The sequence below is a fragment of the Pseudomonas sp. B21-023 genome (genome assembly GCF_024749165.1).
Lineage (GTDB): Bacteria > Pseudomonadota > Gammaproteobacteria > Pseudomonadales > Pseudomonadaceae > Aquipseudomonas.
In genome coordinates, this window is record NZ_CP087190.1 from 3,824,227 (window position 1) to 3,847,550 (window position 23,324).

The 23,324-nt window shown below is 65.9% G+C and carries 21 protein-coding genes; 11 read left to right on the forward strand and 10 right to left on the reverse strand.

Annotated features, from left to right (window positions below; all coding sequences use genetic code 11):
* Positions 1 to 47 precede the first annotated feature (47 nt).
* Entirely contained in the window at positions 48 to 2,066 is a 2,019-nt protein-coding gene (locus tag LOY42_RS17140) for an alpha-1,4-glucan--maltose-1-phosphate maltosyltransferase (protein WP_258598574.1), read from the reverse strand.
* A gap of 139 nt (positions 2,067 to 2,205) precedes the next feature.
* Between LOY42_RS17140 and LOY42_RS17145 the strand changes: the two genes are divergently transcribed.
* Together LOY42_RS17145 and LOY42_RS17150 are read left to right on the forward strand one after the other, a co-directional pair.
* Positions 2,206 to 2,367, forward strand: a complete 162-nt coding sequence (locus tag LOY42_RS17145) for a hypothetical protein (protein ID WP_167388392.1) — start codon at positions 2,206 to 2,208, stop codon at positions 2,365 to 2,367.
* Positions 2,368 to 2,529: 162 nt separating this feature from the next.
* Positions 2,530 to 2,790, forward strand: coding sequence for an acyl carrier protein (locus tag LOY42_RS17150; protein ID WP_102684454.1), 261 nt, complete (start codon positions 2,530 to 2,532; stop codon positions 2,788 to 2,790).
* Here the strand turns inward: LOY42_RS17150 and LOY42_RS17155 are convergent.
* Positions 2,765 to 4,435, reverse strand: coding sequence for an AMP-binding protein (locus LOY42_RS17155; RefSeq protein ID WP_198755735.1), 1,671 nt, complete (start codon positions 4,433 to 4,435; stop codon positions 2,765 to 2,767). The genes LOY42_RS17150 and LOY42_RS17155 overlap by 26 nt on opposite strands.
* Positions 4,436 to 4,746: 311 nt before the next feature.
* Between LOY42_RS17155 and LOY42_RS17160 the strand changes: the two genes are divergently transcribed.
* The 4 genes from LOY42_RS17160 to LOY42_RS17175 are packed head-to-tail and all read left to right on the forward strand — an operon-like array spanning position 4,747 to position 10,308.
* Positions 4,747 to 5,910 (forward strand): isovaleryl-CoA dehydrogenase, encoded by a 1,164-nt coding sequence (locus LOY42_RS17160; protein ID WP_102684456.1) that lies wholly within the window; start codon positions 4,747 to 4,749, stop codon positions 5,908 to 5,910.
* A gap of 19 nt (positions 5,911 to 5,929) precedes the next feature.
* Positions 5,930 to 7,537 (forward strand): carboxyl transferase domain-containing protein, encoded by a 1,608-nt coding sequence (locus LOY42_RS17165; protein WP_102684457.1) that lies wholly within the window; start codon positions 5,930 to 5,932, stop codon positions 7,535 to 7,537.
* Between the two features lie 3 nt (positions 7,538 to 7,540).
* The gene (locus LOY42_RS17170; protein WP_102684458.1) at positions 7,541 to 8,350 is read left to right on the forward strand and encodes a gamma-carboxygeranoyl-CoA hydratase; all 810 of its coding nucleotides are present in this window, start codon (positions 7,541 to 7,543) and stop codon (positions 8,348 to 8,350) included.
* Positions 8,347 to 10,308: an acetyl/propionyl/methylcrotonyl-CoA carboxylase subunit alpha gene (locus tag LOY42_RS17175; protein WP_258598577.1), complete on the forward strand. Its 1,962-nt coding sequence runs from the start codon at positions 8,347 to 8,349 to the stop codon at positions 10,306 to 10,308. Before LOY42_RS17170 ends, LOY42_RS17175 begins: the two co-directional genes overlap by 4 nt.
* A gap of 354 nt (positions 10,309 to 10,662) precedes the next feature.
* Here LOY42_RS17175 and LOY42_RS17180 read toward each other — a convergent pair whose 3' ends face one another.
* Positions 10,663 to 11,319: a LexA family transcriptional regulator gene (locus LOY42_RS17180; RefSeq protein WP_139673169.1), complete on the reverse strand. Its 657-nt coding sequence runs from the start codon at positions 11,317 to 11,319 to the stop codon at positions 10,663 to 10,665.
* 129 nt (positions 11,320 to 11,448) lie between these two features.
* On the opposite strand from LOY42_RS17180, the gene LOY42_RS17185 reads away from it, so the two are divergent.
* The 3 genes from LOY42_RS17185 to LOY42_RS17195 all read left to right on the forward strand — a co-directional run bounded on the left by LOY42_RS17185 (position 11,449) and on the right by LOY42_RS17195 (position 13,961).
* Positions 11,449 to 11,763 carry a DUF6124 family protein gene (locus LOY42_RS17185; RefSeq protein WP_102690657.1) on the forward strand — a complete coding sequence of 105 codons (315 nt, stop codon included), beginning with the start codon at positions 11,449 to 11,451 and terminating at the stop codon, positions 11,761 to 11,763.
* A 430-nt stretch (positions 11,764 to 12,193) separates the two neighbouring features.
* Positions 12,194 to 12,709: a DUF4880 domain-containing protein gene (locus tag LOY42_RS17190; protein WP_139672147.1), complete on the forward strand. Its 516-nt coding sequence runs from the start codon at positions 12,194 to 12,196 to the stop codon at positions 12,707 to 12,709.
* Between the two features lie 103 nt (positions 12,710 to 12,812).
* Positions 12,813 to 13,961, forward strand: a complete 1,149-nt coding sequence (locus LOY42_RS17195; protein ID WP_139672149.1) for a carboxypeptidase family protein — start codon at positions 12,813 to 12,815, stop codon at positions 13,959 to 13,961.
* A 13-nt stretch (positions 13,962 to 13,974) separates the two neighbouring features.
* Here the strand turns inward: LOY42_RS17195 and LOY42_RS17200 are convergent, their stop codons facing one another.
* The 7 genes from LOY42_RS17200 to LOY42_RS17230 all read right to left on the reverse strand — a co-directional run bounded on the left by LOY42_RS17200 (position 13,975) and on the right by LOY42_RS17230 (position 20,296).
* Positions 13,975 to 14,943, reverse strand: a complete 969-nt coding sequence (locus tag LOY42_RS17200) for a spore coat U domain-containing protein (protein ID WP_139672151.1) — start codon at positions 14,941 to 14,943, stop codon at positions 13,975 to 13,977.
* Positions 14,940 to 17,273, reverse strand: a complete 2,334-nt coding sequence (locus LOY42_RS17205; protein ID WP_258601251.1) for a fimbria/pilus outer membrane usher protein — start codon at positions 17,271 to 17,273, stop codon at positions 14,940 to 14,942. The genes LOY42_RS17200 and LOY42_RS17205 overlap by 4 nt, the downstream gene beginning before the upstream one ends.
* A gap of 68 nt (positions 17,274 to 17,341) precedes the next feature.
* Positions 17,342 to 18,118 carry a molecular chaperone gene (locus LOY42_RS17210; RefSeq protein ID WP_139672157.1) on the reverse strand — a complete coding sequence of 259 codons (777 nt, stop codon included), beginning with the start codon at positions 18,116 to 18,118 and terminating at the stop codon, positions 17,342 to 17,344.
* A 34-nt stretch (positions 18,119 to 18,152) separates the two neighbouring features.
* A complete protein-coding gene (locus LOY42_RS17215) occupies positions 18,153 to 18,656 on the reverse strand; it encodes a spore coat U domain-containing protein (protein WP_111532995.1) in 504 nt (167 codons plus the stop codon).
* 3 nt (positions 18,657 to 18,659) lie between these two features.
* On the reverse strand, positions 18,660 to 19,193 hold the full coding sequence (locus LOY42_RS17220; RefSeq protein WP_111532996.1) for a spore coat U domain-containing protein: 534 nt from the start codon (positions 19,191 to 19,193) through the stop codon (positions 18,660 to 18,662).
* A 17-nt stretch (positions 19,194 to 19,210) separates the two neighbouring features.
* Complete coding sequence (locus LOY42_RS17225) at positions 19,211 to 19,744, reverse strand: spore coat U domain-containing protein (protein ID WP_102684541.1); 534 nt, start codon at positions 19,742 to 19,744, stop codon at positions 19,211 to 19,213.
* Positions 19,745 to 19,768: 24 nt separating this feature from the next.
* Positions 19,769 to 20,296, reverse strand: a complete 528-nt coding sequence (locus tag LOY42_RS17230; protein WP_139672163.1) for a spore coat U domain-containing protein — start codon at positions 20,294 to 20,296, stop codon at positions 19,769 to 19,771.
* A gap of 271 nt (positions 20,297 to 20,567) precedes the next feature.
* On the opposite strand from LOY42_RS17230, the gene LOY42_RS17235 reads away from it, so the two are divergent.
* Entirely contained in the window at positions 20,568 to 22,850 is a 2,283-nt protein-coding gene (locus LOY42_RS17235) for an ATP-binding protein (RefSeq protein WP_258598583.1), read from the forward strand.
* Positions 22,851 to 22,861: 11 nt separating this feature from the next.
* Entirely contained in the window at positions 22,862 to 23,323 is a 462-nt protein-coding gene (locus LOY42_RS17240) for a response regulator (protein ID WP_102684529.1), read from the forward strand.
* Position 23,324 lies beyond the last annotated feature (1 nt).

Genomic DNA, 23,324 nt, shown 5'->3' on the forward strand with positions numbered 1-23,324 from the left:
TGGGGACTCCTTTGTGTCCGAGGGTTCAGCTTGAAGCCCATCGCGGGCTAGCGCGATTTCTCGATGCGCCAGATACCGAACGGCTGGTGCCAAGGTTCGATGCGCATCCACTGGGTCTTGCCATGCCAGGTCCAGCGCTGGCCATTCATCAGGTCTTCCCCTTGGGTGTCGGCGCTGTCGTCCAGCCCCAGCTCCCACAGTGGCAACTCGAAGCTGGCCTCCTGGGCGTTGTGCGGGTCGAGGCTGATGGCCACGAGGATGAAGTTGTCGCGCTCGCGGGTGCGCTTGGCGAAGTAGAGAATGTTGTCGTTCCAGCAGTTGAGGAACACCACCCCAAGGTGGGTCTGCAGGGCGCGGTTGTGCCGGCGGATGCGGTTGAGCTGGGCGATCTCGGCGACGATGTTGCCAGGCTGGGTGAAGTCCCGGGGGCGGATCTCGTATTTCTCCGAGTCCAGGTACTCCTCCTTGCCCGGCAGCGGCGTGCCCTCGCACAGTTCGAAGCCCGAGTACATGCCCCACAATCCCGAACCCGTGGTCGCCAGCGCCGCACGGATCAGAAAGCCCGCCCTTCCGGAGGTCTGCAGGAAGAAGGGGTTGATGTCCGGGGTGTTGACGAAGAAATTGGGTCGGTAGCACTGGCTCCACGGCGGCTGGTTGAGCTCCTCGAAGTAGTCGCGCAGCTCCTGCTTGGTATTGCGCCAGGTGAAGTACGTGTAGCTCTGCGCGTAGCCGACCTTGCCCAGGCGCGCCATCATCGCCGGGCGGGTGAACGCTTCGGCGAGGAAGATCACCTCGGGGTGCTGGCTGCGCACATTGCCGATCAGCCATTGCCAGAACGGCAGCGGCTTGGTGTGCGGGTTGTCGACGCGGAAGGTCTTCACCCCCTCCTCGACCCAGCCGACCACCACGTCGCGCAGCGCCAGCCACAGGCTCGGCACCGCCTCGGGGGCGTAGAAGTCGACGTTGACGATGTCCTGGTATTTCTTCGGCGGGTTTTCCGCGTAGCGGATACTGCCGTCGGGGCGCCAGCTGAACCAGCCGGGGTGCTCCTGCAGCCAGGGGTGGTCCTGGGAGCACTGGATGGCGAAGTCCAGGGCGATCTCCAGGCCATGCTCGGCGGCGGCGGCGACCAGTCGGCGGAAGTCCTCACGGCTGCCCAGCTGCGGGTGGATGGCATCGTGCCCGCCCTCGGGGCTGCCGATGGCATAAGGGCTGCCGGGGTCGCCGGGCTCGGCCTGCAAGGCGTTGTTGCGGCCTTTGCGGTGCTTCATGCCGATGGGGTGGATCGGCGGGAAGTACAGCACGTCGAAGCCCATGTCGCGGATCATCGGCAGGCGCTGGTGCACGTCATCGAAGGTGCCGTGGCGTTCGGGGTCGTCGGTCACCGAGCGCGGGAACAGCTCATACCAGCTGGCAAACTGGGCCGCCTCGCGGTCCACGTCCAGCGGGAATTCGCGGCTGCGGGTGAGGTAGCTGCGGTGCTCGGCCTCCCCCATCAAACGGGCGGCCTCAGGGTGCAGCAACGTCTTCACCTGTTCTTCCACCGGCAATCCCGGCAAGCGCTGCTGCAGCTGCGCCAGTTGCTCGCGCAGCAGCCCGTCGCTGCGTTCGATGCCCTTGCCCAGCAGCAAGCGGCCCTCCTCCAGCTCCAGCTTCACCTCCACGCCGGCGGCGTACTTCTTCTCCAGGTCGTGGCAATAGGTGGCCCAGGGGTCGATCCAGGCCTCGATGCTGAACAGATGCAGGCCCAGCTCGGCAGGCGTGAATTCGGCCAGCCACAGGTCGTTGCCCGGCGAATGCATGGCCACGCAGTGCCAGCGCCGGCTGTGGGCCTGGCGCCAGTGCAGGGTCACGGCCAGGCGGTCATGACCGTCGGTGTAGACCTTGGCGCCCACTTCGACCTTGTGACCGCGCACGGCCTTGGCGGCGAAGGTGCCGCCGTCGAGCACCGGGCTTGCGTCCTCGATCACGATGCGCGGCGCCAGCAGGGCCTGGGACAGGCTGATGGCCTGGTCCGGGTGATCACCTGCCATCGGCACGCTTTCGAACGGCTCGTTACCAGACATCGACCTTGCTCCCCTGGGCTGGTGGCGGTAAGGGTTCAGAGCCGTGCGCAAGCGCGAGGGTTCAAAAAAAATGAGCGCAGGGCGCAGGCTTGGGTCAAAGCCTGCGACACCTCTTCATTCATCCCGCGAGGCCAGGCCCATGAACATTCCCATTCCACCGGAGACACCCGACCCGAACATCGACGACCCGACCTTGCCGCCGCCAGTGCCCGAGGAGGACCCGGACGAGCTGCCGATCAAGCCGACCGTGCCGCCGACGGTGGGCGACCCGCCGAGCCAGGAGCCGCCGGTGAAAGCTTGAGGATAGACAAGGCTGCGCAAATCTGACCGCCTTGGCCGGCCTCGTCGCGGGGCCGGCATTCACAGCACAAACCTGGCTCAACCGCACCTGGCATTTCTACCAGTAGCACCTGCCCGCAAAGCCACGTACAGAGAAGCCTCACTCTCTGACGATCCTTCCGGCATGCACTCACGCCTCTACATCGCCTTCCACCTGCAATGGATCCTCGCAAGCTTCCTGGAGCAGAGCCTGCACCAGATCCGCCCCGACATCTCCCTGGACGAACTGGGCGCCGACAGCTTCGACCTGATGGAGCTGCAGGCGATCATGGAGGAAACCTTCGGCATCTTCATCGCCGAGCCCCTGCGTACCTACACCACCTTCGCCGAACTGGTCGAGCTGGTCTACACGACCATGGCTAACCCCCCAGCTCCTCCACACTGATCTCGCGCATGCGAAACTTCTGCACCTTCCCCGTCACCGTCATCGGAAACTCTTCGACGAAGCGGAAATGCCGCGGTGTCTTGAAATGCGCCAATCGCGCCTTGCACCACTGCTGCAATTCCTCGGCCGTGGCATGGTGCCCAGGGTGCAGGCGAATCCACGCCACCACCTCCTCGCCGTACTTGCTGCACGGAATCCCCACCACCTGCGCCTCGGCCACGGCCGGGTGGGTATGGAAGAACTCCTCCAGCTCGCGCGGATAGATGTTCTCGCCGCCGCGAATGATCATGTCCTTGTTGCGCCCGACAATGCGCACATAACCCTCGTCGTCCATCACCGCCAGGTCGCCGCTGTGCATCCAGCCGGCCGGGTCGATGGCGTCATGGGTGGCCTGCAGGTTGTCCCAGTAACCAAGCATCACGCTGTAACCACGAGTGCACAGCTCGCCGATCTCACCCTGGGCAACGATGCGCCCGTCGGCGTCCACCAGCTTGGTCTCCAGGTGCGGCTGGGTACGGCCCACGGTGGTCACGCGCAGCTCAAGGCCATCGTCGGGACCGGTCTGCAGCGACACCGGGCTGGTCTCGGTCATGCCGTAGGCGATCTGCACCTCGGCCATGTGCAACTGGTCGATCACCTTGCGCATTACCTCGATCGGGCAGGTGGCACCGGCCATGATGCCGCTGCGCAGGGTGGACAGGTCCAGTTGCGTGCGTGCGGGGTGGTCGAGCATGGCGATGAACATGGTCGGCACCCCATATAGGATGCTGGCGCGCTCCTCGGCCACGGCGCGCAGGGTGAACTCCGGGTCGAAGGCATCGTTGGGGTAGATCATGGTGCTGCCGTGGGTGATGCAGCCGAGGTTGGCCATGACCATGCCGAAGCAGTGGTACAGCGGCACCGGGATCACCATGCGGTCGCGCTCGCTCAGGCCCAGGCTCTGGCCGACCATGTAGCCGTTGTTGAGAATGTTGTAGTGGCTCAGGGTCGCGCCCTTGGGCGCGCCGGTGGTGCCGGAGGTGTACTGGATGTTCACCGGCTGGTCGAACTGCAGGCCCTGTTGCCGCGCCTGGTAGGACTCAACCTCGACCGCCCCTGCCCGCCCGGCCAGCGCGGCCCAGGGCAGGAAACCCGAGGGCGGCTCGGCGGCCAGGCTGATCACGCCACGCAGGTCGGGCAGGCGTTCGCTGGCCAGTTCGCCCAATGCGTGGGTCGCCAGCTCCGGCACCAGCGCCTGCACCATCGCGTGGTAGTCGGAAGTCTTGAAGGCATCGGCGCACACCAGCCAGCGGCAGCCGGACTGGCGCAGCACGTACTCCAGCTCGCCCACCCGGTAGGCCGGGTTGATGTTGACCAGGATCGCGCCGACCTTGGCCGTGGCCAGTTGCAGGATGCACCACTGGGCGCAGTTGGGCGCCCAGATGCCAACCCGCTCGCCCACCTCCACCCCCAGCGCCATCAAGGCCTGGGCCTGCACATCGACCTCGGCGGCGAGCTCGCGCCAGCTGTAGCGCAGCCCCTGGTGGCGCACCACCAGCGCCTCGCGCTCGCCGTGGCGGGCGACGGTGGCATCGAAGGCCTGGCCGATGGTCAGGGTCAGCAAGGGGTGGTCTTGACGGCCGCGGGTATAGCTTGGTTGAGGCATGGTGATCCCTTCTTGTGGTTGTTCTGGGCATGACTGAAGCAGGCGGCGAATACTCTGGCGCAGATTTACGTTTACGTAAAGGTGATGATCCGATTGACAGCCCCGGAAGGCAGGTTTACGTTAACGTCAACCACGCATCACGACGACCGGACGGGAGCGCGGTTGTGGGAGCGGGCTTGCCCCGCGATGAGGCCGGACCAGGCAACACAGCTGGCCGTTCTGACGGGCATCGCGGGGCAAGCCCGCTCCCACAACCCCGTTTCCGCAAGGTCGCCGTGGTACCCAAATTTCAAGAACAAGAAGGTGCCCACATGCATTACCCCAGCCTGAACTTCGCCCTGGGCGAGACCATCGACATGCTCCGCGACCAGGTGCGCACCTTCGTCGCCGCCGAGCTGGCGCCGCGCGCCGCGCAGATCGACCACGACAACCTGTTCCCCGCCGACATGTGGCGCAAATTCGGCGACATGGGCCTGCTGGGCATCACCGTGCCCGAAGAATACGGCGGCGCCGGCCTGGGCTACCTGGCCCACGTGGTGTCGATGGAAGAGATCAGCCGGGGCTCGGCGTCAGTGGCCCTGTCCTACGGCGCCCACTCCAACCTGTGCGTCAACCAGATCAACCGCAACGGCAGCCACGAGCAGAAGCTCAAGTACCTGCCCAAGCTGATCAGCGGCGAGCACATCGGCGCCCTGGCCATGAGCGAGCCCAACGCCGGCTCCGACGTGGTGTCGATGAAACTGCGCGCCGAAAAACGCGGCGACCGCTACGTGCTCAACGGCAGCAAGACCTGGATCACCAACGGCCCCGACGCCAACACCTACGTGATCTACGCCAAGACCGACCTGGACAAGGGCCCCCACGGCATCACCGCGTTCATCGTCGAGCGCGACTGGAAAGGCTTCAGCCGCAGCAACAAGTTCGACAAGCTCGGCATGCGCGGCTCCAACACCTGCGAGCTGTTCTTCGACGGCGTCGAAGTGCCGGAAGAAAACATCCTCGGCCAGCTCAACGGCGGCGTGCGCGTGCTGATGAGCGGCCTGGACTACGAGCGCGTGGTGCTGTCCGGCGGCCCGACCGGCATCATGCAGAGCTGCATGGACCTGGTGGTGCCGTACATCCACGACCGCAAGCAGTTCGGCCAGAGCATCGGCGAGTTCCAGCTGATCCAGGGCAAGATCGCCGACATGTATACCCAGCTCAACGCCAGCCGCGCCTACCTGTACGCCGTGGCCCAGGCCTGCGACCGCGCCGAGACCACCCGCAAGGACGCCGCCGGGGTCATCCTCTACACCGCCGAACGCGCCACGCAGATGGCCCTGGAAGCGATCCAGATCCTCGGCGGCAACGGCTACATCAATGAATTCCCGGCTGGCCGCCTGTTGCGCGACGCCAAGCTGTACGAGATTGGCGCCGGCACCAGCGAAATCCGCCGGATGCTGATCGGCCGCGAACTGTTCAACGAAACCCGCTGAGCACAAGGAACGGGCGCACATGGCTACCCTGCATACCCAGATCAACCCGCGCTCGGCGGAGTTCGCCGCCAACAGCGCGGCCATGCTCGAACAGGTCCAGGCCCTGCGCGGCCTGCTCGCCCAGGTCAGTCAGGGCGGCGGGCCGAAGGCCCAGGAGCGGCATACCTCGCGGGGCAAGCTGCTGCCGCGCGAGCGCATCGACCGCCTGCTCGACCCGGGCTCGGCGTTCCTCGAGATCGGCCAGCTGGCCGCCCATGAGGTGTACGGCGAAGACGTGCCGGCTGCGGGCGTGATCGCCGGCATCGGCCGCGTCGAAGGCGTGGAGTGCATGATCGTGGCCAACGACGCCACGGTCAAAGGCGGCTCCTACTACCCGCTGACGGTGAAGAAGCACCTGCGCGCCCAGACCATCGCCCTGCAGAACCGCCTGCCATGCATCTACCTGGTGGACTCCGGCGGCGCCAACCTGCCACGCCAGGACGAGGTGTTCCCTGACCGCGAGCACTTCGGGCGGATCTTCTTCAACCAGGCCAACATGAGTGCCCTGGGGATACCGCAGATCGCCGTGGTGATGGGCTCGTGCACCGCCGGTGGCGCCTACGTGCCAGCCATGGCCGACGAAGCGATCATGGTGCGCCAGCAGGCGACCATCTTCCTCGCAGGCCCCCCTTTGGTAAAAGCCGCGACCGGCGAGGTAGTCAGTGCCGAGGACCTCGGCGGCGCCGACGTGCACTGCCGCACCAGCGGCGTGGCCGACCACTATGCCGACAACGACGAGCACGCCCTGGCCATCGCCCGGCGCAGCGTCGCCAATCTCAACTGGCACAAGCAGGGCAAGCTGCAATGCCAGGCACCGATCGCGCCGCTGTACAACGCCGAAGAGCTGTACGGCGTGGTCCCGGCCGACGCCAAGCAGCCGTTCGATGTGCGCGAGGTGATTGCGCGGCTGGTCGATGGTTCGGTGTTCGATGAATTCAAGGCGCTGTTCGGCACCACCCTGGTGTGCGGCTTCGCTCACCTGCACGGCTACCCGGTGGCGATCCTGGCCAACAACGGCATCCTCTTCGCCGAGGCCGCGCAAAAAGGCGCGCACTTCATCGAACTGGCCTGCCAGCGCGGCATCCCGCTGCTGTTCCTGCAGAACATCACCGGTTTCATGGTCGGGAAAAAATACGAGGAAGGCGGCATCGCCAAGCACGGCGCCAAGCTGGTGACGGCAGTGGCCTGCGCCCAGGTACCGAAGTTCACGGTGATCATCGGCGGCAGCTTCGGCGCCGGCAACTACGGCATGTGCGGCCGCGCCTACGACCCGCGCTTCCTGTGGATGTGGCCCAACGCCCGCATCGGCGTGATGGGCGCCGAACAGGCGGCCGGCGTGCTGGCCCAGGTCAAGCGCGAGCAGAGCGAGCGCAGCGGCGAGGTGTTCAGCGCCGATGACGAGAAGAAGCTCAAGCAGCCGATCCTCGACCAGTATGAGCGCCAGGGCCACCCCTACTACTCAAGCGCCCGGCTGTGGGACGACGGTGTCATCGACCCGGCGCAGACCCGCGACGTGCTCGGCCTGGCGCTGTCCGCCGCGCTGAACGCCCCGATCGAACAGAGCCGCTTCGGCATATTCCGGATGTGACCCATGAGCGAATTCGCCACCCTTGAACTGGTCAAGGACCCTCGCGGTTTCGCCACCCTGTGGCTGAGCCGGGAAGACAAGAACAACGCCTTCAACGCGCAGATGATCCGCGAACTGATCGTCGCCCTCGACCAGCTGGGCGAGGATAGCGGCCTGCGCTTCGTGGTGCTGCGCGGCCGTGGCCGGCACTTCAGCGCCGGCGCCGACCTGGCGTGGATGCAGCAGTCGGCGCAACTGGACTTCAACACCAACCTGGACGACGCCCATGAGCTGGGCGAGCTGATGTACGCCCTGCACCGGCTCAAGGCGCCGACCCTGGCCGTGGTGCAAGGCGCGGCCTTCGGCGGCGCGCTGGGGCTGATCAGTTGCTGCGACATGGCCATCGGCGCCGAGGACGCCCAACTGTGCCTGTCGGAGGTGCGCATCGGCCTGGCTCCAGCGGTGATCAGCCCGTTCGTGGTCAAGGCCATCGGCGAGCGCGCCGCCCGCCGCTACGCCCTCACCGCCGAGCGCTTCAGCGGCGTGCGCGCCCGCGACCTGGGCCTGCTGGCCGAGGTGTACCCGGCCGCCGAACTGGACGCCCAGGTCGAGGCCTGGGTCGACAACCTGCTGCAGAACAGCCCGCAGGCGCTGCGCGCCACCAAGGACCTGCTGCGCGAAGTGGATGACGGTGAGCTGAGCCCGGCCCTGCGCCGCTACTGCGAGAACACCATCGCCCGCATCCGCGTCAGCGCCGAAGGCCAGGAGGGCCTGCGCGCCTTCCTGGAAAAACGCCGCCCTGCCTGGCAAGACAACAAGGAACCGCGCCCATGAGCCGACCCACGCTGACCACCCTGCTGGTCGCCAACCGCGGCGAAATCGCCTGCCGGGTGATGCGCACCGCCAAGGCCATGGGCCTGACCACCGTGGCCGTGCACAGCGCCACCGACCGCGACGCGCGGCACAGCCGCGAGGCCGACATCCGTGTCGACCTCGGTGGCAGCAAGGCCGCCGACAGCTACCTGGTGATCGACAAGCTGCTCGCCGCCGCCAAGGCCAGCGGCGCCCAAGCCATCCACCCAGGCTATGGCTTCCTCTCGGAGAACGCCGGTTTTGCCCGCGCCATCGAACAGGCCGGGCTGATCTTCCTTGGCCCACCGGCCAGCGCCATCGTTGCGATGGGCAGCAAGTCGGCGGCCAAGGCGCTGATGGAGGCCGCCGGCGTGCCGCTGGTGCCGGGCTACCACGGCGAGGCCCAAGACCTGGAGACCTTCCGCGCCGCCGCCGAGCGCATCGGTTACCCGGTGCTGCTCAAGGCCAGCGCCGGGGGCGGCGGCAAGGGCATGAAGGTGGTCGAGGAGGAAAGCCAGCTGGCCGACGCCCTGGCCTCGGCGCAACGTGAAGCGCAGTCTTCGTTCGGCGATGCGCGCATGTTGGTCGAGAAGTACGTGCTCAAGCCGCGCCACGTGGAGATCCAGGTGTTCGCCGACCAGCACGGCCACTGCCTGTACCTCAACGAGCGCGACTGCTCGATCCAGCGTCGCCACCAGAAGGTGGTCGAGGAAGCCCCGGCACCGGGCCTCTCCCCCGAGCTGCGCAAGGCCATGGGCGAGGCCGCGGTGCGCGCCGCACAGGCCATCGGCTACGTGGGGGCCGGCACTGTCGAGTTCCTGCTCGATGCCCGTGGCGAGTTCTTCTTCATGGAAATGAACACCCGCCTGCAGGTGGAGCATCCGGTCACAGAGGCCATCACCGGGCTCGACCTGGTGGCCTGGCAGATCCGCGTGGCCTGCGGCGAGCCGCTGCCTTTGATTCAAGAGCAGGTGCCGCTGATCGGCCACGCCATCGAGGTACGGCTATACGCGGAGGATCCCGCCAACGAATTCCTCCCGGCCACCGGCACCCTGGCGCTGTACCGCGAGTCGGCGCCGGGCGAAGGCCGCCGGGTGGACAGCGGCGTCAGCGAGGGCGATGTGGTATCGCCGTTCTACGACCCGATGCTGGGCAAGCTGATCGCCTGGGGCCAGGACCGCGAACAGGCGCGCCTGCGACTGCTGGCGATGCTCGATGAGTTCGCCATTGGCGGGCTGAAAACCAACATTGCCTTCCTGCGCCGCATCCTGGCACACCCAGCGTTTGCCGAGGCGGAGCTGGACACCGGGTTCATTCCGCGTCACCAGGATGTGTTGTTGCCTGCGCCTCAGACTTTGCCGGCCCATTTCTGGGAAGCTGCCGGCGAGGCGTGGCTGCAAAGCGAGCCTGCGCTAAAGCGCCAGGACGACCGCGCTTCACCGTGGGTGGCCCGCGATGGCCTGCGCCTGGGCTTGCCGGCGCGCAGCAGCCTGCATTTGCAGTGTGAAGGGCATGAACAGGCGGTGGCACTGGAGCGCAGCGCGCCTTCGACTTATCGCCTGGAGGGGGAGCAGCTGTGTCATGACCAGGATGGTCTGCGCCATCGCCACCTGGCGGTGCGTCGGGGTGGCACGCTGTACCTGCAGTGGCAGGGTGAGCTGCATGCCGTCAGCGTTCATGACCCGATCGCTGCGGCCGAGGCCAGCCACAGCCACAGCCACCAGGGCGGGCTGGGTGCGCCGATGAACGGCAGTATCGTGCGGGTGCTGGTGGAACCGGGGCAGGCTGTGGAGGCCGGTACTGCGCTGGTGGTGCTTGAGGCGATGAAGATGGAGCACAGCATCCGGGCGCCCCATGATGGGACGGTGAAGGCGCTGTTCTGTCAGGAGGGGGATATGGTCAGCGAGGGGACAGTGTTGGTGGAGTTGGAGGAGGCGTAACGGCGGCAATGTGTTCGTCGAAAGGGTTGTTTCGCCTCTGAGATCGAGCGCCGCCCGCGCGGCGCATCGCTGGCAAGCCAGCTCCCACATCTGTTTCGGGCCAATCAATCCTGTAAGGTCATCACTGTCCGCCTTGGCGCTTGTCTTGAGACAGGTGGGGCGCCAGTGGCGCCCAAGCTGAAACCGCGTCGTACCCACAAGGCGTACAGCCGCGGCGGCGCAGACATAACTGGCCCGAAACCGGTGTGGGAGCTGGCTTGCCAGCGATGCGCCGCGCGGGCGGCGCTCGATCTCGAGAGCGCTGCAAGGCTCCCGCCTGGCACCTCGCAGCCCCAACACGGTCTGTGCGCGAACCTAGAGCACCCCGTGCATTCGCACCACAACACCAAGGAACTCGCACCCTTCCTCGCACAGCACCGTCGGATACAAGGTATTGAGCGGCCTGAGCATCCGCTGCCCGCCCTCCTCGATCAACTCACGCAGCACCGCCGACTTACCGGGCTGCCGAGCCACCACCAGCCTGCCCGGCGTCACCTCGATCCCCGCATCCACCAGCACCCGCATACCCAGCGGCACGCTCCTACCGCTGGCGGCATTCATCGAATCGTTCTCGACCGGCAACCAGAACGCATTGCCCGCAGGCATGTAATCGGTCAGCTCATGAACTTCACAGGATTGCGGCAAAGGCCCGTCCAGGTCGGACCAGCTCAGCACTGGAAAGCGGAAACTGGCATGGCGCAAGGCATTGACCGAAAGCGGCCGCTCCACGGCATAGGCCCCCCTGGTCTCGCGAACCGTAACGTCACGCTCGACCACCATCACCCGCGCTTCGAGGTACACCAGCCCGAGCTTTTCCAGCTTCTCGTTGACTGTCACCAGGGTGGGCCTGCGCGTGCCACGCAGCCAATGGCCGACACCACCTTGGGTCATGCCCAGGCGTTCGGCCAGTTGGTGCTGCTTGAGGTTGTGCTCGCGCTGATAGCGCGACAGAAATTCGATCCAGTTTTCCATGGCAGTGAACGATACGGACTGGATGAACGGCATCAATACACATCCTGAATTATCTCAGAACTAAAAAACAATACAAATTGACCTAACATCAACGCTCATTGTCCTCGAAGGGATTTCACAGGAGCAGTCATGAGCAATTCGACAAAAGAAGAAACAGATCTCGACGAAGAAGCAGCCCGCCGCGCCCTCGATTTCTACCTCAACCCCACCCCCACGCCCCGCGACCTGGAACGTTCGCTGTGGACCCTGCGCGAAGGCGTCAGCGACGCCCAGGCCAGCGAGCACGCCATGGCCCTGCTGCGCTGCGCATCGGCCACGGCACAGGAAACCGGCAACCATCTGCAGGGCACGACGCGGGAAGTGGTGTTTGCGCTGATGCACATGATCAATATGGCCCGCGCCCTGCTGGAGCAGTGCCACGCCACGGAAAAGGCATCGAGCTGAAGGGAGAACGTGATAGCCGACGAACGGCAAAAGCCCCGATTGCCGGGGACGAGGAGTGCGTCAGGAATATTTTTTTAGCCGATCGCTGAAAAATCATTTGACTGGCAAATGATAACGATTATTATTGCACTCAGCAGGTCGCGAGACCCGCTGGATAACCTGCAACGTCCTCAGGTCGGACGCTCAGATTATCTCCTCATCAGGCTAATCACGGTTTTTGACCCGGCTTTTTGCCGGGTCATTTTTTTTGGCTCTTCAGGCTAATGAAGATCGTTTAATGGCCGCGATGATAGCAAAAGTGTGTCAGCACGTGAATGCTCATTACAAATCTTTGCGGAATCAGCACTTGAGAATCAATCTCGTTTAGCCTAAGCTGGTTCGGCATCAAGGAAGATGCCCCCACCCTTTCCTTATGAGCAAGGAGCTGTCCATGACCCGCCTGCTGCTGCCTCTCGAGCACGACCCGCACCCTGCCGAAATGCACGCTGAAGACGCACTGCTGCATGCACTCAAGCGCCTGCCGCGCCGGGTCCAGCAAGTCTTCCTGCTCAACCGCCTCGACCAGCTGAGCTTCGCCGCCATTGCCGAGCACCTGGACCTGCCACTGATCAGCATCGAACGCCACATGAACCAGGCCCTACAGACTGCCCGTGCCCCCGGCGACGCGCTGGCCAGCATTGCCGGCCAATGGTACGTGCGCCTGCAGAGCCCGCAGGTGACCGCCAGCGAACGCATCGACTTCCGCCGCTGGCTGGATGCCGACCCCGACCACCTGCGCGCCTTCCACGAAACCGAACTGCGCTGGCGCAGCCTGCTCGCCCCCGCGCGGCAATTGGGCCATGACGGCTGGTACCGGCAAGGGCGCGCGGCGCTTTCGCTAGGTGGCTGTTCGATTGCCGTCGGGCTTGGTGTTGCTGCGCTTGTGGCACTGGGGCTGCTGGCCTGATTCGCAGGCGCGGGCTTATCCACGACTGCGTCAATTAACCTGCGCACCCGCGCCACCAGGCGGTGTAGAGTACGGTCACAACAACGCCAACAGGAGGCTGGCAATGACCGTGACGCTCTCCCCGCTGCACATCGACTGCGATTTCGACTCCGGCAACATCCTGGTCCTGGACGCCAGCGACCCTGCGCACGTCCACCTGAACATCCGCAAGGACAGCCGCAGCGACCACTTCCAGTGGTTCCACTTCAAGGCCAGCGGCCTGACCCCGGGCCAGGTTCATCGCTTCAGCCTGGATAACGCCCACCAGTCCTCCTACAAGAACGCCTGGACCGGCTACCACGCCGTGGCCTCCTACGACCAGCAGACCTGGTTCCGCGTGCCCAGCCAGTTCGACGGCAAGGCCCTGAGCTTCGACTTCAAGGCCGAACAGCCACAAGCCTGGTTCGCCTACTTCGAGCCCTACCCCCGCGCTCGCCACAACCAGCTGATCGAGCGCGCCAAGCAGATCCGCGGCGTCGAGCTGCTGGCCAGCGGGCGCAGCGTGCAAGGTCGGGATATCCCGCTGCTGCGCGCAGGCAACGGCGCGGTCGGCAAGCGCAAGCTGTGGCTCATCGCCCAGCAGCACCCGGGCGAGCACATGGCCGAGTGGTTCATGGAAGGTGTGATCGACGCCCTCGAAGCCAACACCCCGGTCATCCAGCAACTGCTGGCCAAGGCCGACCTGTACCTGATCCCCAACATGAACCCGGATGGCGCCTTCCTCGGCCACCTGCGCACCAACTTCAAGGGCAAGGACCTCAACCGCGCCTGGCAGGACGCCAGCGTCGAACTGAGCCCCGAGGTGTTCTTCGCCCAGAGCCAGATGAAGCTACATGGCGTGGACGCGTTCATCGATGCCCATGGCGACGAGGAGATCCCCCATGTGTTCACCGCGGCCTGCGAGGGCAACCCCGGCTATACGCCACGCATCGCCAAGCTGGAAGAGCAGTTCCGCAGTACCCTGTGCAGCCTGACCCCAGACTTCCAGGTGAAGTATGGCTATACCCGCGACGAACCAGGCCAGGCCAACATGACCCTGGCATGCAATGCCGTGGGGCAGACCCATGACTGTCTGTCGCTGACCCTGGAGATGCCATTCAAGGACCACGACGATGCGCCGAACCCGCGCACCGGCTGGTCGGGTGAGCGCTCCAAGGCGCTGGCCGGAGCGGTGCTTGAGACGTTGCTGAAGATGGTCGGCGACCTGCGCTGAGCAACGCCGTCACTCAAAACTGCACATCCAGGATCACGCTGTCGGTATAGGTCGCCGCCGGCGGCGTGGCCTGGTCGGTGTACACCTTGGCGTTGTAGTTGAACACCTGGCTGCCCGTGCCGGTCCCCGCCCCGGGGTTCACCTCGGCATCGCTGCTCGAACGCCGCGCCGCGCCCACCGAGCCCCAGCGCACCACGCCTGCGCTCTTGAAGATGTCGTAGGCCAGGTAGTTGTTGGCACTGGATTTCATCCGCCGCCGTCCGCCCGAGACGTTCTGCCCGTCGTCCAGCCCGACCGTGTAGTTGCTGCCCTTGGTGCACGACACGCTCAGGCTCTGGTTCACCGTGCCGAACCCGGCCACCACCGGTGCGCTGGCGAAGCTGATGTTGGGCGTGGTGATCTGGCAGTCGTTGCTTACCGTCAGGCTGACGTTCAGGGTCTTGCTGCCACTGCCGATGTCGCGCCCCAGGCAGATATTGCCGATGCCGATGCCCGAGCAGTAGTTCCAGCTCCAGGCAACGGTCAGCGTCTCCTGGTACAGGCCCGCGGCGACATTGCTGCCGATCTGTGTACGCAGATAAATCGGTACCGCCTTGGGCGTCGGACCATTGAGCAGGCCCAGCAAGTCGATGATGCCATTGCGGGCAAAGTCGAAGGCAACGCCCCGGGTGATCGGGTAGTTGACACTGTTGTCGGCATACAGGGTGTAGTTGATGACATCGCCGGTCGGGCCGACCAGGCCACCGGAGGCGGGCGTGATGGTTGCGTAGAAGTGGTCATTGCTGGACAGCAGGCTGAGCAGCGAGCCGGTGCACTGCAAGCCGGAATTGGTGCTCGAGGCCGTCTGCACGGTAGTACGTACCAGCGTCGAATTGACGGTGCCGAACGCCGCTGGCGTGGTAGCCACCGACGAACACAGTGCCCAGGCCGGGCATGGCGCCAGCAACAGGCCGAACAGCAGGCCGTGCCGTCGAACATTCACTGGCACACCAGCGGACCGATCAACGGGATCGGCCCCTCCCCTTCAGGCAGGTCGAACGCCACCTGGCACTGCCCGCCGTCGGCCTTGTCCACCTGCAGGCGGTTGTGCGGCGCCAGGTTTTCCAGGTAGACCAGCCCATCCCAGCCCACCACCGCCTCGGCGCCGCTTTCCTGGTGGCGCACCCGGCTGCCCAGCTTGAGCTCCTGCTGATTGCCGTCGACCAACACCAGGCTTGCCGCCAGCACACGCTGGAGCGGGAACTCCAGCAGGTAGCCGCTGCCACGGCGCACCGCCACTCGCTGTTCCACCTGCGGCGCCAGCACATCGGCGGGCAGGTCCATGGGGTCGATCTCGTATTTGCCGCGGTAGTAGCCACTGCTGTAGGGCACCAGCAAGTGGCCATTGCGGTCGGTGCGACCGATCTGCTGGTTCTCGTAGCGCACCGGCACATCGGCGTAGCCGCTGGTGCTGACCACCACAAAGGCGTCGTCGATGCGGTTGGCGGCGAACAGCCCCGCATCCATCAGCACCAGCGAACCGCTGACGTCGGCCCAGCGGGTCATCTCGCCGCTGCTGCCGTAGGCGCCTACCTGCAACTGCACCGATTGCAGGCGCCAGGTCAGGTCGGCCTGGCGGTAGTCGTCGCGGTTGCCGCCGGTGGCGTAGCCCAGGTTATAGCCCACACCACCGCCCACCGGTACCGCCTGGCTGTAGTTGACCCGCTGCAGGTCCTGGCCGTCCTTGCTGCGCTCGGCGCTGAAGGCCAGGGTGCCGCGCAGGTCGAAGGGGATCACCAGTTGCGCCTGCACCGCCCACTGGCTGTCACCAACCTCGCGGTTCGCCGACAGGTACAGGCTGCTGTTGCGCCACAGCGGCTTGCTCCAGCTGAGGTTGATCAGCCGCGTGCGCGTGCCGTCACCGGCGCGCACATCGAAGTAACCGGCGCCGAGGCTGCCGTAGCTGTCCAGGTTCAGGCTCAGAGTCGCCTGCTCGCTGCGCTGGCTCAGGCGCGTGTAAGGGCTGTCGACCCGCGACAGGTCGGCGTAGTCGCCATGGCGCTGCACACGCTGGTAGTTGAAGCCGATCCGCCGGCTGTTGTACTGGTAGCCCAGCGCCAGCTGCTGGCCTGTATCGCCTTCAAAGCGGCTCTGGGTCACTGCCGCATTGAGCACGCCTAAGGTGCCCAGGCGCAGGTTGCCGCCCAGGCCGCCGAGCATCAGCGACTCGGCGCTCTCGGCATGGGTTTCCACGGTGAAGTAGTCGGATACACCGTGGCGCAGGGTCGCCGAGGCCACACCCGGACCATAGGCGAAATCGCGCACGGCGTAGTCGCGGCGCAGGCTGCCGGCGGCCACCGAGAAGTCCGACAGGCCCTTGGCCAGCAGGCTGCTGGTGACATAGAACGGCAAGGTGGTCGACACCTGCCGGCCCAGGGCATCGGTGGTGACCACCACCGCTTCGCCGGCGCCGTTGATGAACGGCACGTTGGTCAGGGTGTAGGGGCCAGGCTGCAACTCGGTACTGCTGCTCTTGTAGCCGTTGATGAACAGGTCCAGCGAGGTCGGCACAGCGGCTTCGCCAGCAAAGGCCGGCAACGGATAGGTGACCAGGTCGGGACGGGCGCCGAAGTCGCGGGACAGTTGCAGCCCGCCCACGCGCACCGAGGTGGTCCAGGGCAGCGCGCCGGTCACCAGGTCGCCGGCCTCATAAGTGAGCAGGCGCTGCTCGTCGGTGTAGCGGAAGGTGGTGTCGTAGCGCAGGAAGCCCTGGCGGCCCTGGGCCTGGGCACCATTGAACGACTGGCGCCATTGCCCGGTGGTGGAAAAGGTGCCCCAGTCGTCGAACAGGCGCAGCTCGTTCCAGGCGGCCAGGTAGCTGCCGCCCTCATCGGTGTCGTTGAGGTAGGCGTCGTAGTTGAGCAAGGCGCCGAAGCTGCTGCGCGCGTCGCTGGCCGGGTACAGGTTGCGCTCACTGACCTGCTGGTCGGGTAGCCAGGCCGGCGGCACCTGCAGCAGCAGGCGCTGGTTCTGGCTGTCGTAGTCGCTGTGCAGGCCGGAGATGTCGTCCAGGGCCACCTCGCCCTGAGGCTCTCCCGGCAGCCTGACGCCCGCCTCGCGCAGCACCTCGCTGGCCAGGTACAGGCGCCCGGCGCGCTGCTGCACCGGCACCAGCTCAGCCTTGGCCACCTGGTTCACCAGCAGGTCGAGGTACAGCGTGGCGTCGGCGATGGCGGCATGCTCCGAGGGCGGCGGCGGCAGCTCGTCGGCCACGCCCAGGCCGGGCCCCAGCACCGCCAGGCCCAGCCACAACCGGTGCGTTGCCACCCGCACCCAGCTCACACACGATTTCCAACCATTGCCGGGTCCTCCCTGGCCCCTGTGATCCGTTCAAGCGCGGCTCATTGCCCCTGTTTGATGGCCTGTGCCACCTCCTGGCCGTTGACTCGCCCTTTCAGCACGCTGGCGGCGCCCGGCGTGGCCGGTGCCGGCCAGCGCATGCTGGCGCCAGGCAACACATAACCGAGCAGCCCTTCGACCAATGGCCTGTCCTGACCGGCTTGCTGCAGCACCACGTCGGTCAGCCGCGCATGCACAGGCCCCGTGTTGCGCAGCTCGACATAGGGTTTGCCTTGTACCGTCACCGCGTGCCAGCTCAACTGCGGCTTGCCCACGCCTTCGGCGCTGCGCTTGCCCGCAGGGTCGGGTTTGCCCCACAGCCCCTCGCCGTAGACGAACAGCGGCACCGAGTAGCGCATCTGCAAACGGATCGCTGCCTTCGGCCCTTCACTGGCGGCATCGGTCGGCAGCGGCGACGGGATCTCATCGATGATGATGCGGTATGCCTGTTCCTGACCTGCGGGCGAACCGCCGGTGCGGGTCAGGCGGATCAGTTGTTTCTGCCCCGGCGCAATGTTGGCCACCGGCGGGCTGCCGATGATCTCGCGCTGGGCCTGGAACTGCTCCTGGTACTCGCCCTGGCGCCAGGCGAACACCCGCACCTGCAGGCTGGTCGGCGCCGAGCCACGGTTTTCCAGCCACAGCGCGCCGGCCTTCTGGTCGGCCTCAAGCACTGGGTCGATCGGCCAGATCAGCACCGAGGTGGCCGCGAAGGCCGGTGCGCTGGCCAACAGCAGCACCCCGATGATTCCTCGCGCCCATTTCGCGCCTGCCCCCATGCCCCTCTCCTTTTCTGTTATCCGCGGTGGCCTTTCACCAGGTCACCGTCACTTGCACGACATCGGTGTAGGTCCCCGCCGGCAAGGTGCCGGTCAGGGTGGTACGGCCATAGACCGGCAGCTTGATCGCGGTCGGGTCGCTGTAGCTCACCGCCACGCTGCTGCCGATGCCCAGGCTCTGGCTGAAACCAGCGTCGCGGTAAAGCTGGTAGGCCAGCAATTGCGTACCGCCCGAACGCTTGAGGTTGCGCGTGCCGCTGGCGCTGTTCTGGCCGCCGTCCAGGCTCATGCTCAGGGCCACGCCGGGGGTGCACTGGAACGTCACCGTGCTGCCGCCGAGCGAGGTGCTCAGGGTGGCCGTGGACAGTGCCGAGCTGGTGCCGTAGTCGAGCACGCCATAGGCCGTCACGCCGCCCACAACCAGGCAGCCCGCGACGATCTGCGCCGTCACCTGGAAGGTGCTGGTGGTGACCGCGTGGGCACCCGGGGTCAACGTCAGGCACACGCCGACCGCCAGCAGCCGCGCAGTGCCTGGCATGGCTCAGAAACTCAGCTCGACCGCCACCGTGTCGGTGTACACCCCGGCCGGCAGGCCGGCTTTACCCCGGGCCTGGCCATACAGGTTGACGGTCTGCGCCACGCCGGTACTGGTCGGCAGGGTAATGGTGCCGTCGATCGCCAGCAGCTGGGTGTGTCCGGCGTCGGTGTAGAAGTCGTAGGGCACGAAATTGCCCGCGCCATCGGCCAAGGCCCGGGTCCCCCCGGCGGACTGCGAGTCATGGGCGCCGGCACGCACCTTGATCGTCGGCACCGTGCCTGCCGAGCAGAGAATACTCATGGCCCCGCCTCCGCCGCCGAGCACCTGGCCATTGGCGGTGGTGAACAGCGAATCCTGGGTGCCAAAGTTGAGGCTGCCGAAATTCAGCCCCGAGGTGCCGCCGCTGCCATTGACCTGACAGGCGGCGGTCAGGGTCAGGGTCGAGCTGATGGTGCCGGTCACGGTAGCGGCCTGGGCCTGGGCCGCCAGGGCGAGGCCAAGGCCGGCGAGCATGCAGCGGGTGAGGTGCTTGGGCATCGGAATCTCCTTGCGTGTTACCAGTCCAGGGTCACCCTGAGGGTGTCGCGATACAGCCCGGCGGGCAGCGCGCGCGGTTGCGCGACCACTACGCCGTAGATGGGCACGGGCACTTGCTGGGTACTGCTGATGGTGAAGGTACGGGCCTGGCCGATGCCGTAGCGGCTGTTGCCGCCCGGGTCGATGGCCAGTTGGTAGGGAATGAGCTCGCGGCCATTGCTCAGGCGGCGCACGCCGTCGCTACCGTTCTGGCCACCGTTGATGCGCACGCTGAAAGCGCGCACCTGGGGCGAACAGCTGATCTGCAGGCTGCCCTCGCCGCCGGCCTCGTCGACCCGGCTGGTCAAAGGCTGGTCCCAGGTCGGCCCCCGCGCACCGAAGTCCATCAACCCCGGGTTGCCCAGGGTGGCCGGTTGCGGGTCGCTGCTGATCTGACAGGCGGCGCTGATCACCAGGCGCGCCTGGATGAAGCCGGTGGTGGTGCCGTGGGCCGCGCCAGTGGGCAACAGCAGCGGGCCGAGGGTCAGCAGCAGGATCGATCCACGGTGCAACACTTCCATGAGCATGAAGCCTCCCTACCAGGTGACCGTGACTTTGAGCAGGTCGGTATACAGGCCGGCGCGGGGTACCCAGGCCAGCTTGTCGATCCGTGCGTAGAGGGGAAGCTGCGCCGAACCGCTGTCCGGCACCCGCGCCGATTGCGCAGCGTCCACCGCCAACGGCTGGCGCCAGGCGGCGTCGCGGTAGAGACGATAGGGAATCGGCCGGGCCTGGACATCGCGGCTCGCCAGGTAGCGCAGTTCGCCGATGCCGCCGTGCTGGCCGCCATCGACACGTACCTGGTACGGGGTATCGGGGTTGCACTCCAACCGCGGCGGGCGCTGGGCCAGCAGAGCGCCACTCAACGGCGCACCAGGGCCATCCAGGCGCGCCGCGCTGCCCAGGTCGATGCGCCCCAGCGCCTGCGGGCCGGCATCGCGCTGCTGGTTGACCAGCATGCACCCGCGCTGCACGCGCACCTGCACTTCAACGAGAAAATCCGCTGCCATGGCGTTGCCACTCAACCACAGGCCCAACAGCATGGCCACAAAGCGCTCCGTCACCTGACAATCCTTCCTGTATAGGTTGAACTTGAGCGTAGCAGCGCGATTGGATCCGGGCCGGGCAAGCCCTACCCCTCTTTGGCATTAATGAAAATGGCGGGGCTGGGGCTGTGCAGTTCATTGCGGGCCTGACAAACGTGACACGATTGAATTTTCTCGCCTGATAACGAAACCCCAGCGCCTGGCGCCTTTCAAAACAATCAGATCCCGGCAAAGCGGCCGGCATTCTGATACCGTTCACCAACAACATCCTGTGCAATACGCATGCGCCATGCGTGGACGGACCCTACAGGAGAGTCCCGTGACGACCGAACCGACCTCGCTCGAGCAGGCCATCGAGCGCTGTGCCCAGGAACCGATCCAGGTTCCGGGCAGCATTCAGCCACAGGGTTTCCTGTTGGTGCTGGACGAGACCGACCTGCGTATTCTCCAGGCCAGCGAGAATACCGAACGTTGGCTGGGCGTACCTGCCCGCGCGCTGGCGGGCCAAGCCTTCGCCGAGCTGGTCAGCACCAGCTTCGACCTGCGCACCCGCCTGGCCAACCTGCCCGACGACGAAATCTTCCCGTTTCACATCGGCGATACACACCTGCACCATGGTGCGCCCTGGCAAGCGCCGCTGCGGGTCCTGGCACACCGTCACGACCAGGTGCTGATCCTCGAACTGGAACCCCACCGCAGTGCTGCGCAGGGTGGCGAAAAGGACAACTACTACCCGCTGGTCCGCGCCTTCGTCAGCACCCTGCACCAGGTCAGCAGCATCGACGAGTTGCTGCTGCAATCAGTACGCCAGATCAAACGCATCACCGGCTTCGGCCGGGTCAAGGCCTACCGCTTCGACAGCGAGGGCACCGGCACGGTCCTGGCCGAGGATGCCGACCCCGGCTACCCGAGCTACCTGGGGCTGTGCTTCCCCGCTTCGGACATCCCGCGCCAGGCCCGCGAGCTGTACCGGATCAACCGCATCCGGGTGATCGAAGACGCCAACTACCAACCCTCGCCCCTGGTGCCGGCCAGCAATCCGCGTACCGGCAAGGCCCTGGACATGAGCTTCGCCTCGCTGCGCAGTGTGTCGCCGGTGCACCTGCAGTACATGCGCAACATGGGCACACTGGCGTCGATGTCGTTGTCCATCGTGGTCGATGACCAGCTATGGGGCCTGGTGTCCTGCCACCATGACCAGCCTAGGCCGGTGGATTTCCAGACCCGCACCGCCTGCGAACTGCTGGCCAATGTGCTGTCGTTGCAGATCGAGGCCATCGAGTCCCACGACAGCACACGCCAGCTGCTCGACTTGCGCCAGCGCATCGTGCGCATGCTCGGCTCGATGGCCGACCATGACAGTGTCAGCGATGGCCTGCTCGCCCAGCCCGAGGTGATGCTGCAGTTCGCCGGAGCCTCGGGGGCGGCGATCATCAGCGCCGAGCGCTGCGACCTGATCGGCGCCACCCCGCCAGCGTCGCTGGTCAATGCCCTGGCGCACTGGCTGGCGCGGCGTGACGGCCAGGCGGTGTTCCACACCGACAACGTACAGCGTGACATCGATGAACTGCCTGAATTGGCCCGGCATGCCGCCGGGGTGCTGGCAGTCGCGATCTCGCAGATTCATTCGCACTATCTTGTATGGTTCCGGCCCGAGCAGGCCCATACGGTGAACTGGGCGGGCCAACCGGAGAAGTCTGTCGGTCCGCAGGGCAATCTCAACCCACGGCACAGCTTCGACCGCTGGCAGCAGGAAGTGCGCGGCTTCAGCGCGCCTTGGCACCCGCTGATCATCGAAGGCGTGATGGAGTTGCGCGGCGCGGTGCTCGGCATCGTCTTGCGCAAGGCCGAGGAACTGGCACAGCTGGCCGGCGAGCTGAAGCGCTCGAACAAGGAACTCGAAGCGTTTTCCTACAGCGTGTCCCACGACCTGCGTGCTCCGCTGCGGCACATCGCCGGCTACAGTGAACTGCTCGGCGAAATAGAGGGAGAGCAGCTCTCCGAACGCGGCAAGCGCTTCCTCAGCCATATCGAGGATGCCGCGCAATTCGCCGGTACCCTGGTGGACAACCTGCTCAACTTCTCGCAGATGGGCCGTTCCGCGCTGCGCCTGTCCGACGTCGACCTCAATACCCTGGCCGACACCATCCGCTCGGAGCTGGCGCCGGACTACGCGGGGCGTGACATCGTCTGGGAAATCGCCGACCTGCCCAAGGTGATCGCCGACCCGGCTTTCATCAACATGGTCCTGCACAACCTGATCGCCAATGCCATCAAGTACACCCGCGGCCGCGCCCCCGCGCGCATCGAGATCGGCTCGGTGCGTCACCGGCACGAACTCGAGTTCTATGTGCGCGACAATGGCGTGGGCTTCGACATGGCCTATGTCGACAAGCTGTTCGGCGTGTTCCAGCGCCTGCACCGTATGGAAGAGTTCGAAGGCACCGGGATCGGCCTGGCCAGCGTGCGCCGCATTATCGAGCGCCACGATGGGCGGGTGTGGGCCGAGGGCCGCATCAACCAGGGCGCCAGCTTCCACTTCACCCTGCCACTAAACCCAAAGTCTGCCTGAGGCCGGACATCATGCTCAAACCTATCCTGCTGGTCGAAGACAACCCCAGAGACCTCGAACTGACCCTGCTCGCCCTTGAGCGCAGCCAGCTGGCCAACGAGGTGGTCGTCGTGCGCGACGGCGCCGATGCGCTGGACTACCTGCTGCGGCGCAACGCCTTTGCCGGACGCGACGGCGGCAATCCGGCGGTGATGCTGCTGGACCTGAAGCTGCCCAAGGTCGATGGCCTGGAAGTCCTCAAGGTAGTGCGCGAAACCGCCGAGTTGCGCAGCATCCCCATCGTCATGCTGACGTCCTCGCGCGAGGGGCCGGACCTGAGCCGGGCCTATGAGCTCGGGGTCAATGCCTATGTGGTCAAGCCTGTGGAGTTCAAGGAGTTCGTCACCGCCATCTCCGACCTGGGCATGTTCTGGGCGGTGCTCAACGAACCACCACCCGGTTCGCTGCGCCTGAACCGACGCGGCAGCAACTGAG

Coding starts and splice junctions, on each gene's coding strand:
- LOY42_RS17140 (WP_258598574.1), bottom strand. CDS start 2,066: ATGTCTGGTAACGAGCCGTTCGAAAGCGTGCCGATGGCAGGTGATCAC.
- LOY42_RS17145 (WP_167388392.1), top strand. CDS start 2,206: ATGAACATTCCCATTCCACCGGAGACACCCGACCCGAACATCGACGAC.
- LOY42_RS17150 (WP_102684454.1), top strand. CDS start 2,530: ATGCACTCACGCCTCTACATCGCCTTCCACCTGCAATGGATCCTCGCA.
- LOY42_RS17155 (WP_198755735.1), bottom strand. CDS start 4,435: ATGCCTCAACCAAGCTATACCCGCGGCCGTCAAGACCACCCCTTGCTG.
- LOY42_RS17160 (WP_102684456.1), top strand. CDS start 4,747: ATGCATTACCCCAGCCTGAACTTCGCCCTGGGCGAGACCATCGACATG.
- LOY42_RS17165 (WP_102684457.1), top strand. CDS start 5,930: ATGGCTACCCTGCATACCCAGATCAACCCGCGCTCGGCGGAGTTCGCC.
- LOY42_RS17170 (WP_102684458.1), top strand. CDS start 7,541: ATGAGCGAATTCGCCACCCTTGAACTGGTCAAGGACCCTCGCGGTTTC.
- LOY42_RS17175 (WP_258598577.1), top strand. CDS start 8,347: ATGAGCCGACCCACGCTGACCACCCTGCTGGTCGCCAACCGCGGCGAA.
- LOY42_RS17180 (WP_139673169.1), bottom strand. CDS start 11,319: ATGGAAAACTGGATCGAATTTCTGTCGCGCTATCAGCGCGAGCACAAC.
- LOY42_RS17185 (WP_102690657.1), top strand. CDS start 11,449: ATGAGCAATTCGACAAAAGAAGAAACAGATCTCGACGAAGAAGCAGCC.
- LOY42_RS17190 (WP_139672147.1), top strand. CDS start 12,194: ATGACCCGCCTGCTGCTGCCTCTCGAGCACGACCCGCACCCTGCCGAA.
- LOY42_RS17195 (WP_139672149.1), top strand. CDS start 12,813: ATGACCGTGACGCTCTCCCCGCTGCACATCGACTGCGATTTCGACTCC.
- LOY42_RS17210 (WP_139672157.1), bottom strand. CDS start 18,118: ATGGGGGCAGGCGCGAAATGGGCGCGAGGAATCATCGGGGTGCTGCTG.
- LOY42_RS17215 (WP_111532995.1), bottom strand. CDS start 18,656: ATGCCAGGCACTGCGCGGCTGCTGGCGGTCGGCGTGTGCCTGACGTTG.
- LOY42_RS17220 (WP_111532996.1), bottom strand. CDS start 19,193: ATGCCCAAGCACCTCACCCGCTGCATGCTCGCCGGCCTTGGCCTCGCC.
- LOY42_RS17235 (WP_258598583.1), top strand. CDS start 20,568: ATGCGTGGACGGACCCTACAGGAGAGTCCCGTGACGACCGAACCGACC.
- LOY42_RS17240 (WP_102684529.1), top strand. CDS start 22,862: ATGCTCAAACCTATCCTGCTGGTCGAAGACAACCCCAGAGACCTCGAA.